This is a genomic window from Pseudaminobacter soli (ex Li et al. 2025), assembly GCF_029892515.1.
Lineage (GTDB): Bacteria > Pseudomonadota > Alphaproteobacteria > Rhizobiales > Rhizobiaceae > Pseudaminobacter > Pseudaminobacter soli_A.
Window position 1 is genome coordinate 28,691 of record NZ_JARXVF010000013.1, and the last position, 12,287, is coordinate 40,977.

General features: G+C 55.9%; 9 protein-coding genes and 1 pseudogene. 5 read left to right on the forward strand and 5 right to left on the reverse strand.

Annotated features, from left to right (window positions below; genetic code table 11):
• Nucleotides 1–132: 132 nt before the first annotated feature.
• The gene (locus tag M2281_RS27895; protein WP_280824474.1) at nt 133–2,697 is read left to right on the forward strand and encodes an ATP-binding domain-containing protein; all 2,565 of its coding nucleotides are present in this window, start codon (nt 133–135) and stop codon (nt 2,695–2,697) included.
• Between the two features lie 330 nt (nt 2,698–3,027).
• Nucleotides 3,028–3,585 carry a hypothetical protein gene (locus M2281_RS27900; protein WP_280824475.1) on the forward strand — a complete coding sequence of 186 codons (558 nt, stop codon included), beginning with the start codon at nt 3,028–3,030 and terminating at the stop codon, nt 3,583–3,585.
• A 50-nt stretch (nt 3,586–3,635) separates the two neighbouring features.
• Here the strand turns inward: M2281_RS27900 and M2281_RS27905 are convergent, their stop codons facing one another.
• Entirely contained in the window at nt 3,636–5,711 is a 2,076-nt protein-coding gene (locus M2281_RS27905; RefSeq protein WP_280824476.1) for a hypothetical protein, read from the reverse strand.
• 245 nt (nt 5,712–5,956) lie between these two features.
• Here M2281_RS27905 and M2281_RS27910 point away from each other — a divergent pair, with 245 nt between their 5' ends.
• The 3 genes from M2281_RS27910 to M2281_RS27920 are packed head-to-tail and all read left to right on the forward strand — an operon-like array spanning nt 5,957 to nt 9,993.
• Complete coding sequence (locus M2281_RS27910) at nt 5,957–6,796, forward strand: S1/P1 nuclease (protein ID WP_280824477.1); 840 nt, start codon at nt 5,957–5,959, stop codon at nt 6,794–6,796.
• Nucleotides 6,797–6,820: 24 nt separating this feature from the next.
• The gene (locus M2281_RS27915) at nt 6,821–8,680 is read left to right on the forward strand and encodes a serine protease (RefSeq protein ID WP_280824478.1); all 1,860 of its coding nucleotides are present in this window, start codon (nt 6,821–6,823) and stop codon (nt 8,678–8,680) included.
• The gene (locus M2281_RS27920; RefSeq protein ID WP_280824479.1) at nt 8,662–9,993 is read left to right on the forward strand and encodes a metallohydrolase; all 1,332 of its coding nucleotides are present in this window, start codon (nt 8,662–8,664) and stop codon (nt 9,991–9,993) included. The genes M2281_RS27915 and M2281_RS27920 overlap by 19 nt, the downstream gene beginning before the upstream one ends.
• A gap of 112 nt (nt 9,994–10,105) precedes the next feature.
• On the opposite strand, the pseudogene M2281_RS27925 reads toward M2281_RS27920, so the two are convergent.
• The 4 genes and pseudogenes from M2281_RS27925 to M2281_RS27940 all read right to left on the reverse strand — a co-directional run.
• Nucleotides 10,106–10,369 (reverse strand): annotated as a pseudogene (locus M2281_RS27925) (transposase); the annotation flags it as partial.
• Nucleotides 10,370–10,979: 610 nt separating this feature from the next.
• The gene (locus M2281_RS27930) at nt 10,980–11,447 is read right to left on the reverse strand and encodes a GNAT family N-acetyltransferase (RefSeq protein WP_280824480.1); all 468 of its coding nucleotides are present in this window, start codon (nt 11,445–11,447) and stop codon (nt 10,980–10,982) included.
• Between the two features lie 10 nt (nt 11,448–11,457).
• A complete protein-coding gene (locus M2281_RS27935) occupies nt 11,458–11,916 on the reverse strand; it encodes a MaoC/PaaZ C-terminal domain-containing protein (protein ID WP_280824481.1) in 459 nt (152 codons plus the stop codon).
• On the reverse strand, nt 11,868–12,284 hold the full coding sequence (locus tag M2281_RS27940) for an FAS1-like dehydratase domain-containing protein (protein ID WP_280824482.1): 417 nt from the start codon (nt 12,282–12,284) through the stop codon (nt 11,868–11,870). Before M2281_RS27940 ends, M2281_RS27935 begins: the two co-directional genes overlap by 49 nt.
• Nucleotides 12,285–12,287: the final 3 nt, after the last annotated feature.

Sequence of the window (12,287 nt, forward strand, 5' to 3'; positions counted from 1 at the left end):
GATAGAGAACAGTCAAACTACGTCAATTCATGGTGGCTTCCAGTTGTATCCTTAGACAAGTCGATCCTAGACGCCAGGGAACCAAAATTTGGTAGACTATCCAAGGCGATTCGAGGTGGGAGGGATTTCAAAGTGCGCCAGCAAACATTTGATCGCGCGAAAGATGAGTTTGACATTCTTAGCGAACTCAGCGTGCGTCTTTCGGAAAGGATTCGCGAAGGCTATCGGGCAGCGCGACCAGAAGTGATCCGGGATATTCAGCAAGTCGAACTCGTGAATATCAACGACGGCCTGACAAGGGCATTCGAGGAAGTAGCGAAGCGCGGATACGGACGTGTCGTGTTCGCGGACGAGTATGATGAAAACGGGGACTACGCTGGCGCTACCTATTATCGGGTTTCGCAAGCGAATGCCGGATTTCCGGACAGACCCGTCCGCCTCGTGGCTCGCAATTCCCCAGTTGGAAGCCAAATAGCGTCTTGTGCTGTCGGAGAAGAGATTTCCGTTCGAGTGCCAAGTGGAGAACGCTCGATCGTCGTTACTGGAATTGTCGACATAACCGGCATGAGCAACCTTCTCCGCGAAAATCCTGACGCCAAGAGACTCCTTTTTAGGGTCGGTGACGGGCTCGCGGATGAGGAGATTTTCAATCTTCGGTCGTTTGTCCGCTCATTGCCAGGTCCCGCACGCACTCCAGATCCGCAAGAGGTCGGAGGTGAGCCTGTCGGCGCCAAGGACTCGCCTACTAAAGTCAATGGATCTCTATCGATTATCGGTCATTCAGAAGAAATAGTTCAACCGACGCCTGTGCCGGAATCCGAGGTGTCGCTTTCAGGCGAAGTATCTGAATATGCTCGAGCCGATCCATTCTGGGATATCCGTCGCAACGCTTTCTTTGGTGATGACGCTGAGGTCTCGCTCGGTACCCAGTTCTTCACGCAGACAACAGCCAACCAGGAAGCCGGCATCCAAACCGTGAGAGGCCTCCAGATTGTTCATGGCATTGCGGGCAGCGGCAAGACCTCGGTTGCCCTTGGTCGGCTGAAGTTCTTCGCCAATTTCAGATCACTTGAGCATCTGCCCGAATACGGGTTGCACGAGAGGGATTTTGCCGACTTTGACGCCAACGGCATGATTGGGTTCGTGCTCAGCCCAAGCCTGGTATCATATCTTAAGCAGACGGCGGAGAGCTTGGACATAGGAGCCATGAGAATCCAAGATTTCGCCGAATTCCTGAACGTGGAACGCATGCATCGTCGCGTGTTTAACGGTCGTCCGTTCAAAAAATCTTCGGACCCCTGCCACCCGGAGCAAAAGTCGGTTCGCTGGCTGAAGATTCTAGATATAGTTGCGGCTGGGTGCGTTGCAGACGGCATGAGGGAGATAGCAGCGGCTCCTCTGGCAAAGCCCGCCGTTCCTGGAGCCGAAAAGATATCGGAGCGACGCTGGGAGCAACTCGTTACAGATACGTGGAGCAAGGGACCTCTCACATCTCGACTGCACAGCTTAATCAGAAGCTTGGAGGGAGCGCCGGACCTCGACGTGCGGACATTCGTCTTACGCAAGGTGGCGACCGAGATCGATCGCCGCGTGCGTCTTGGGGAAAATGAATCTCGCGGCCTAGAATCGGGCGAGCGGCGAATTGTCCGCGAAGCCATCGAGAACGCGCAACAGCGATTGTTCAGGCTTCTTAATCCGCAAGAACTATACGTCCGCATATTTACCGATCCTGCGTACCGTATTCGGATCGAGGAACTTGCTCTGAGCGTGGGCATTCCGTCCAAAGACGTCGTCGAGCCGATAGTCGAACGCCTTAATCAGAACCTGGTGACTGATGACGATGTCATCTGCGCGCTTTGCCTGAACGCACTGTCTTGCGATCAATTCGAGCGCGACATCCGAGCTATTCCATATCTGCGGACATTTGCAGAGCGAGTTGGTGTCTTCATCGATGAATATCAAGACTTTAGCGAACTGCAGGTGCTCCTGATGGGTTACAAGGCGCTCCCGAAGTACTGGCTGGTCACCGTTTCTGGAGATGCCAGTCAGCGACTTCATCGCGATGGTCTTGCAGAGGTGCAGCGGGCATTCCCTCAAATTGCAATGCGCCATGCATCCGTCCTTCTAGACCGCAACATGCGTCAGACCGGTTCCCTAGCCGGGCTAGCAGCGCGTTTTCGTTTATTAACAGAGGAAGACAGCGGGCGCGTAGTCGGTGCCTGCAATGCCCCGTTGGATGTGTACGAGGATCCCGCGGAATTCGCCCGGATGGCGATCGACCGCATCGTTGCGCTTCCAGAGACCGCAAGCGTTGCTGTGATTTGTGCAGACGACCAGGATGTTGATCGGTGGTTCACATTGATGGAGGGCGATCTCGATGCGAATTTCCGAAATCCAATGATCTCAGACCATTCAAAGCTGACGATGCGGTTTCACACTCATTTCACAACCCCGGTAGAAGCCAAAGGACTTGAATTCGACGCGGTTGTGATCCCGAACTTATCAGCGTTCGATTGCGCGGACGCCGTGGGTCGGAATTCGCTTTACGTGGCAGTTAGCCGGCCGCGCCATGCGCTTCTGATGGGTTGCGATTATGAGGCCATCGGTTCATCAATGATCGCTGATATGATAGACGAAGAACATCTCATACTTCGAACGCTAGGGCCTGCCCAGGACTCTGTCGTGCGCGTGGCATAGAGCAAGTCGCGGACTCTTGCCGGAAGAAACTCAGCTTCCCCAATGGTGACGCCCACAGCCGCCATCCTGGCATGGGGCGATCAGGCTCGTGTCGAGCGGCGCTAGCGGCGACCGCGTCGAGTACGCGGTCGAGCGCATCGGCCGGCTTCATCTCGGGAGAGGACAATACGCGCTGGCCTTCCGGCCATCCGCGTCCGCCCGGTGGGCACGATGCGAACGCCGTTGGTCGTCGAGGCAGCATAGGTCGTCGCACCTTCCATCGCTATCGCTGAAATCGATCGCGGCGCACTCGGCCTCTTCCCGCCCGCGCGTCTCGTGGAGGATCTCAGCGTGGCTTCGGCGTCGCACCGCGCCTCTTTCGTGACATACACGCCTAGTGCGTCCGCATTCATCTTTGAACTACAGCCCCCCGGCCAGGGTTTGCTATTGTCCCCATTAAGCTTTGACGCGGTAGCATCGTCGGTAAAGGTATATTTTGCCTTTGCCACTGGCAAGCCAAACAAGGTAGAAGGCTTTGCGGAGGGCAAGGGCGGGTTTCGCCCTGTTGCAGGTCAGTTCAACAATTGGGTGGATTTCTACGGCGCCACTTTGATTGCGAGGCAAATCTTCTCTATCCATCCACTTCCAGAAGCCTTCTCTCAAGTCGAGTACCAGAGCTGGGGGCAACGTCAGCTGCCCCGGATGATTTCGAAAAAGATTCAGCAAAGCAAGCTCATCGACTTCACGACGGCAAATTTCGGGTTGAACGACGCCATCGAGAAATTCCAGGAGATCGGTTTGGAACGGATGTTGAAGATCGAGTCTCTGACGACCTTCGACAGATACGTCATGAAGTTCTTCTACGACGGTATAACGCCTGTTGAGGAAGAAGCGTCATCGGCGGCGTAGCGCCCGACTCACTATCGATTTTTGTCATGGGCTCGAAAGCCTTGGCGAGCCTATTGAGCCGCAGTCGTGATTTCCTCATCGACTTCATCGAGAACGTCTTCGATGGCGTCGCTCGTTCGCTCTGCTCCAGGATCGACGTTGGTGATACCAAGTTTCTTGAAGAAAATGCTGTTTCGCATTTTCGCATCAGCCAAGAGTTTCGGGTACGAGATGATCTCAACGTAGGCGTCAGGGTTCGTCAGATAGCCGACCAGTCCCATTCCGTCTGGCGTCTTTTCAAAGCGGTATCCTCCTAGCTCGTCCATCAACGAGTTCGTCAAATCGGCCACGATGTAGCAATGGAAGGCCGCGTTCTGCAGATGAGGCGACAAGATGCGCCCCTTCGAGTCTTTTAGGGATGTGGAGGTCTTAAACTTCTTTATGTAGCTGATGACCTGACGAAGTGGGTTTTCATCACCGTCATAATTGTCTCGGGCCGGACGTTTAAATTCCACCAAAACGACCGTGTTTGGCGTCTCCTGCTCCCGCCAGGCAAAGCAGGTATCGTAGAAGAAGGCGACGTCCGGTCGGTCAAGAGAAGGGTTGTCGGTGTAGCTTTTGAAGGGGCGATCGGATGAAAAGTGAGCGAAAAACGCCAAACGGTCATCTATGAGCCAAAGGTTATGATCACCGATTTCCATTGCTGCGGAGTCGGTTCTCATTGGAACGATGAGCTTGTGCACGGCCTCTTCAAGATGGTGCTTCTCGGTCCCTTCCTGATATTCCGAGTATCGATCAAGGATATCAATCACCGCCTTGCGGAGCAGGACGTATTCGGCGAGGACACCGCGCTGCTGTTCCTGCACGAATTTCTGGTACTCGCTCACCCGGGCGTCAAGCTCCTTTCGTAGAGCAGATCCAGGCTTGGATGCTTCTTCCAGCTTGTTGTGCTCTTGATTCATTCGCCGGTAACGGTGGCGGCACATCTCAACGTAGACGGCTTCTCGGGATGTAACGCCAGGCGCGAGCTTCGTGATAAATGCTTCCATCTCGCCTTTGAGATAGAGAAACTGAGGATACTCGGCGATAACTTGCTCGACCAGGCGGACCTTCTTTTCGCGCTGCTGCGACACGTAGGCACTCAGATAGGACATGACGGACGCTTGTAGTGCGCGACGGATTTCGCGGCTCTCGCTGGCGTCGAAACTGAAGCCGGTTCGCTCTTGGTTGACATGCTGGTCCAGATGAGAGCCGGACACGCACCCAATATAGACGTCACCGCCGTCCAAAGCCTTTAGCCCGATCTGGTCGTCAATCACCGTTTCCTCGACGGCGCGGTCATTCGCGGAGAGGAACAGCCAGTTGTAAGCCTTCTTGTTTACGTCAGGTCGAATCGCCTTAGCTGCGCGGATGTGACGGATTGTAAGGTCGAATTTCTCATCGTCAGAGAGCGTGACAGAAACTGTCTCCTCCGACGTGTTCTGAATAAGCTCCTTGAAGGCCTCTCTTAAATCGATGCTCTCTATGCCGTCTTGCATCACTATGGACGGAGCTGCATTGGCGGCGAAGAGTTGCATAAAGTGCCCTATAACGCGTTGGCGCAGCGTCGCCGCCTCCACCGGACACTTCGAACCGTATAGGGTGTCAAAGACCTGCAGGGAGACGCGGGTACCTGGACCGGTAGGCGAGGGCTTCGCGCCGGGCTTCCAACGAACTTGCTCGTCGTCGCTCAGAACGAAATCAAATGAACGAACGGCCGCATTGCCTTGAGCATCTTGATATGTGCTGTCAACGCGGATTTCCTTAAATACCTTCAGCCAGCCAAGGCGGCCTACACCTTTGCCGCCCCGGTTAAACTTGTGCTGAGAGTCGGGTTTCAGAAACGAGTTGTAGTTGTCATCATTCAAACCGATGCCGTTGTCGGTGACCACAAACCCGACTACCGGCGAAGCGGTTTCCTTGGGGCCGTGGCGAAGAACTTCAATTACAATCTTGCCTTGCTCGCGAGCGTTAGCTTTGAGGCGGTCATCTATAGCATGCAGGCCGTTGGAGACTGCTTCGAACAGCGGCATGAGAGCTGATGTCGCAGAGGGCTTCAGTGGCAAGCGCCTCACGCGGCCGATGAGATCGGTATTCAGTGTGGGCATCTGTGCTCCCGCGTGGCAAACAAAGCCATGATCTGCGATACAGTCGGTGGTAGAATAACACCTTTCCCGCGTCTAGGCGGTTCCCTTAATCGTTCGCATGATTCACACTTAAATCGTCATGGAATTCCTGATGCTAGAACGAAATTAAAATTGCTTTGGAATATCCATTCTGCGCGATTGGAACCGTATTGCTAATGTTGCAGAGCTGATCAATACTCGCCGTATACTTGTCGAGGGGATGCGGCATGCGTAGGTTTCCTCTATCGATTTTTCTCATCATAATCGCACCGATCAGCGCGTTCGCCTGGGGGCAGGAGGGCCATTCGATCGTTGCCGAGATCGCCCAGCGGAGGCTGTCACCACAGGCTGCCGCGATGGTTTCGACACTGCTGGGCCCGGGCGTATCGCTGGGGTCCATCGCCAGCTGGGCCGATGATGTGCGCGATGCTAGGCCAACGACGTACAACTGGCACTTCGTGTCCATTCCTATCGGCCGGGCGACTTATGATCCGATGACTGACTGCAAGCCTGACGCTGCAAAGGGCGACTGCGTGGTGGCCGAGGTTGAAAGGGCACGCAAGGAAATGAACTGCGCGACCGAGCCAGTTGCGCGTGCGGAGGCCCTTAAATTCCTCGTTCACTTCGTTGGCGATCTTCATCAGCCCTTTCATACCATCTTGGAAGAGATCGGCATGAACAACCACTCGGTGACAACGAGGATCGGCGGCGAAACTTGCGGTAAAAGCTGCGCTTTCCATCAATTGAAATCCACCGACGAGAACCTTCATACCGTATGGGACAGCAGCCTGATCAAGAAGGAAGTCTACGGGTGGGGCGCATATGTCGATCGCTTGGAGAATGGCTGGCTAAAGACGGCGAACGTGACCGCCGTTCAAGCTGGTGATACGGCTGCTTGGGCGGTCGAAACTCACGGCGTTGCGATGAAAGTCTATGCCGAGACCCCAGCTGATAACTTCCTCGACGACGCATACTTCGACAAAGAAATCGGGGTCGTCGATCAGCAGCTCGGCCGCGCAGGGCTTCGGCTCGCGAAACTGCTGAACGATCCAGTTTCCTGCCAGTAAAATCGATCAGAGGGGAGATGGTCGATGGCGAAACGAACCACACCAGGTAAGCTGAGTAGAGAAACAAGAACTCGGCTCTACGCGACCCGGCGAACTCTGCCACTGTCGGTCCAGAGCGATGTCGGCCTGCGTTTCAACGTGAATGTCTATTTCAAGGACCCGCTCGTCGCCAAGAACAATCCGGGCGCCGATATCGACAAGGACTTCGAAGTTCCGTGGGAGCCGGGCATCACACATGGTCCAACAAGTGCCAGGTTCGCGGTCGTCGATTACGACTCCAGCACTGGTAAGCTGGAAGAGCCTGCGCAGTGGGACGAGGCGTTGAGCGCATACCTTGGCCCCAAAGGCGCAGACTTGAATTCATCCAGGGGGAGAAGTTTGGCTCAGTTCCGTCAGGTCAGTGTCTGGGCAACTGTGCAGCATACCTTGGACTTCTTCGAGGGCGGGCACGGCCTTGGAAGGCGGATCGAATGGGGCTTTGAAGGCAATCGACTGCTCTTGGTCCCGACAGCCGGATACGGCGAAAATGCTTATTACGACCGCATGAGCAAATCCCTGCAGTTCTACTGGTTCGTGGCAGATGCTGGCAGGGTGAACACCTGCGAATCCAGCGACATCGTGAACCACGAATTCGGACATGCCGTGCTGGACGGTCTGCGGCCGTACTATTTCGAGAGCATCCTCACCGAGACAGGTGCCTTCCATGAGTTCATGGGTGATCTGACGGCACTGCTGATGGCCTTTAGAAACAACGTTTTTCGCAAGAAGATCGTCGAGCAGAGCAAGGGTGATCTCGCGGACGCAACGCTCTTGGCTTCTTTGGCTCAGCAGTTCGGGGAGGCTGTAACCGATCAACCCTATCTCCGCACTGCGCTTAATAAGAAGAAGATGTCAGAGGCGGCTAGTGCCAACTCTCACACCATGTCGCAGGTCCTGACAGGCGCCGTCTTCGACGTAATGATTTCCTTGCTGAATATAAGGAAAGCCCGGGAGCTAGATCGCAAAGAGGCCAATCCGGCTTATAAATTGGCGTCGCTCGAACGCTTGTTCTGGTACACCGTCGATCACATGCAGATGTGCGCCATCCAACCACTGGATTTCCTGCCGCCATGTGATGTGACCTTTCGCGACTATGCTCTGGCGATCCTCCGAGCTGAAAAGATTACAAACCCGGTCGATCCGGACGGCTTTCGCAAGGCAATCTTCGAAGCATTCCTCTGCCGGGAGATATTGACAGAGGCGGACCGCAGCCTTCTTGATCCGACGCCCGTCTTTACGCGCCCCGGCCTGGCGGTATTCAACAGCATCGATGATATCTCTGCGTCACGGGGCAGCGCCTATCGCTTCCTCGATGATAACCGGCGTGAGCTATTGATACCCCCGACCGCTGATCTAACGGTCGCTGATATCGCGCGGGCTCGGAAACTCACGACAGAAGGGCGGCAGCAGTCAGACCAGATCGTCCTACAGTACATTTGGAAGGAAGAGATATCCCTGAATGGTGCCCAGTTTGGGAAATTCGATGGGGAGCGGACCGCCATGTTGTGCGGCGGGACTATCGTGCTCGACCAGAACGGCAACCTCATCCATTGGGCACGCAAGCCAGGGACGGAGGTGCTGGGTACCGATGACTTGCGGAAAGCCGAGAGGGCTGATGGCCTCGCCCGTCGGTCCAAGTTCCTTGAGGACCTGGCAAAGCGGATCAAGCTTGGCATGATCGGGGACACCCAGTTCAGTCCTCTCGGAGTTCTTGCTCGCGCCATTCCACCTTACGAGGTCAGCCGTCGAGACGGTCTCCTGACCTTCGGCATGTCTCCGCATTTTAATCTCAACCACGACGATGACCAGGAAGTTGGAGGACGCCAGTGGCAGATCAGCTCCTAATCCGGATGTTTTACGTCGGCCTTGGCGACTTCATCTACTGCCGAATTCCAGGAGCCCATGAAAACGGGGGCGACTTCCATATAGTGATCGACTGCGGAACGTTGAGCGGCGAGGGGTACTTGAGGGATGCAGTTCCCCTTTTGAAGAAGGAGCTGCCGGAAGAAAATGGCAAGCGACGGCTCGATCTTCTGATCGTAACGCACAAGCACAAAGACCACATGGCGGGCTTCGGGCTGTCCCTATGGGACGACGTGGCAATCAAGGCCATGTGGATGAGCGCGGCGATGAAGCCCGGGAACCCGCAAGCGCAGCGGGCTAAAAAGCTCCATGAACTGGCGGGCCAAGCACTGACGCAAGCCGCCGCTCTCAATCTTGGTCCGGAGTTTGACGCACTCTTCGGTGCTTATGCCGCCGACAACGACGCCGCTGTTCAAAATCTGACGCAGAACCTCCCGAACGCGAACGGAATAGAGCCAGTCTACGTCCACGCTGGTCAGTCGACCGATAGCGACCTCAAGTTGCCACTGAGTGGAGCGACGTTCCGTATCTTGGGGCCGGAAGAGGATATCGATCACTGGTATCTGGGAAAGCCAGAGGATTCGTCGATCAGCAAGCTTGTTCAGCTCGCAGATGAAGGAAAGGTCGAGAGTTTCATTTCAGCGCACCGCCGGTCTGAGGCTCTACCTGCCAATGTTGCGCCCATCGACTTCTTAAATCTGCAGAGCAGAATGCTATCGAGTGCTCTGGCCTTTTCCGAGGGAGATGGTGCACTTGTAAACAACACCAGCGTCGTTTTGCTCATCGAGTGGAATGGGAAACGACTCTTGTTCGTCGGTGACGCTGAATGGCAGCCGAGGTTCAAGGCTGGCAAAGGAAACAGCTCCTGGAATACGATCTGGAACCGCCAACGGACCCTGATTGACAAGCCGGTCGACTTCCTCAAGGTCGGGCATCACGGCAGCATCAACGCTACGCCGTGGGGCGAGGGGATTGAGCGTCCTGCTGGCACTTCTTATGAACCGGTCGATATTCTGAATGCCATACTGCCAACGGGATCGAAGGCACAGGCTGCTGCGTCGACGGAGCGTGGCCGATACAAGACAATTCCGGAGGCGCGGCTCCTTGCAGACCTTGGCGGACGGATCGGAAATTCGAAGAAATATGCCACGGTATTTAAGGGTGCCGGTATCAAGCCGGAATCCATCAAGCTGTATAAGGAGTACGAAGAGCAGTCGTTTGCATCGGCCCAGCCGCCTCGGACGGATTTCGAAAAACTGACGACTCACGCTCCTTGGATAGATGTAATTTTGTGATCGAAAGCCCGTGGTTACACAGTGCCATCGCCCGCCCAGGCGTCCTGGCTCCGAATGCCCGGATAACCGACCTCCTTCACTCGGATTGCTTCCGAATGAGCGTCACCTGGTGCACCTCATCGCTGGTCGCCGAACGGGCGGTGTCACCGGCAAGCCGCTTCTTGCCTGCTTCGAGGAATTCCTTCGACCAGCTATAATACAGGCTCTCGGCGATCCCTTCCCGGCGGCAGATCGCAGCGATGCTGTCTTCGCCGCGCAGCCCGTCAAGCACGATACGGATTTTGTCCTCGGCTGAATGGTGCTTGCGCGTGACGCGGCGTATGTCCTTGATCGTCTTCTCGGCCGCCGACGTCTGCGGCTCGGATTTTTGTCTCATCTTCGCTTCCTTTGAATGAGCTACGATGAGCCGAAAATCCTCTTTTCTCAAGTAAGCCAGTTCTGTTTCATGGGCGCTGATGTCGGACAGTTGTCAATACAAAGGCTGGCAGACTAGCCGGAGGGGTTGGCCGCGGCTATCGCCATAGCTTCATCATAAATTTTGAAACGGCGAAGAAGCGCGATGCCTACGCCAAGCTACGAAAAAGACCGATGCGGTTCGCGTTCATCAGAAGTTTGAGTATCAAGTTCGGGGTCTTCGGAGGTCGCAAGTTGAGATGAAATCCTGCCCCGCAACCAACACTACGCTACAGCACGCTGTAGCAGTCAAAACTGCGATCCAGTGCGCCATAAACGACTGTTGAATCACTGTCAGAAAACGTAAAATCAAAAATCGTCAGGTGCTGAGCGAACAGCACAGGCTTCGGCGGCCTCTTCCTCCAGACCGACAAGCAACTGCATCATACGGCCATGAAAGCGCCTCTCTCGGATGGGTTAGCGAAGGTCGGGCACTTGGCCGAGCAATTCGAAATCCTTACCGTGTGAGTGGCGGGTGTCAGGTGCTCTCTGCGCACCCATTAAGCCGTTGTAACAGACCTAATCGATTTTTTTTAGGGTGCGCCGACGTTCAAGTCATAGCGCAAATAGTCCATACGCTTGGCGACCTTGTCGTAAACGAGTTGGGCCGAATAGTTGTCCGCCTGTGTCATCCAGAAAATCTTGAACCATCCGGCTTCGATGCCCAGCTGCCGCAGGCGCTCGATCATGGCCTGGGCGATGCCCTTCCCGCGGCTTTGGGGCCGCACATAAATGTCTTGCAGATAGCAGACATCGCCAGTGCTCCATGTGAAGGCGAGCGACAGGAACAGCGTGAAGCCGGCCAATGAGCCGTCATCGCCAACCGCAACAACACACTTGAGGTCGTGACCGGGGTCCATGATCCGGTCCCAGTTGGTCTCACCCATCTGGTGGTTGCCGGGCTCGCCGGGGGCCAGGGAAACGAAATCCCGCCACATCTCCAGAAAGGCTTCCCGATCCGCAGCTTTGGCCGGGCGTATAGTTAGAGTATTGTTCGACATCGTGAGCCTTTCATGGGTTGGCCGTCACGGCATCTGTCCACACGCACGCCGTGCCTAACAGCACAATCTCTCTGCTTGAGCGCACGAGCTCAAGCTCGGCCCGTGCCATCCGGGTTCCGTCCTCGGCAAGTAGCGCTTCCAGCCTACGGCAATGGGCGGAAAGCACGTCGCTCGGCCATACCGGGCTGCGGAAACGAACCGAATAGCTGGCGACGCTCCCGGCACCGAACCATTTAGTCAGGGCGGACGCCAACAGGCCAGCCGACAGCATTCCCTGCGCCATGACATCGGACAGGCCTGCCCGTGTGGCGGCTTCATGGTCGTGATGGAGGGGGTTGAAGTCGCCTGACGCGCCCGCATAGCGCACCAAGTCGGTGCGCGTCAGTGCCGGATAAACGAGGGGATCGGGGCAGGGGAGGATCATGTTTCGGCCGCGGCCTTCTCGATCGACGTCATAGTCTCGCGGCATACGAGACTGCCTGTCGCGACCGAACGGAATTCAACCTCGGTGGTGACGATGCGCATCTTGCCGCCGCGTCGACCTGCCTTGAGCTCGTCGGCGGCGAGGCGGGCTGTGCAGCGAAGACGGTCGCCAACCCTGATCGGTTCAAAGTAGTCGTAATGCTGCTCGCCATGCACAGTGCGCGCGCGATCCAAGGCAAGCAGGTCGGTGACCAAGCGTTCGACAAAATCAGCGGATGCAACGACTGGGAAGGTCGGCGGGGCGATGTCGCTGTCCAGCCAGTGTACATCCCGCACAGCACGGGCGAATTCGCGCAGTTTTCCCGCTTCAACGGTGAAGTCCCATTCCTCGATGATGTCGCCCGGCCCGATCATGCG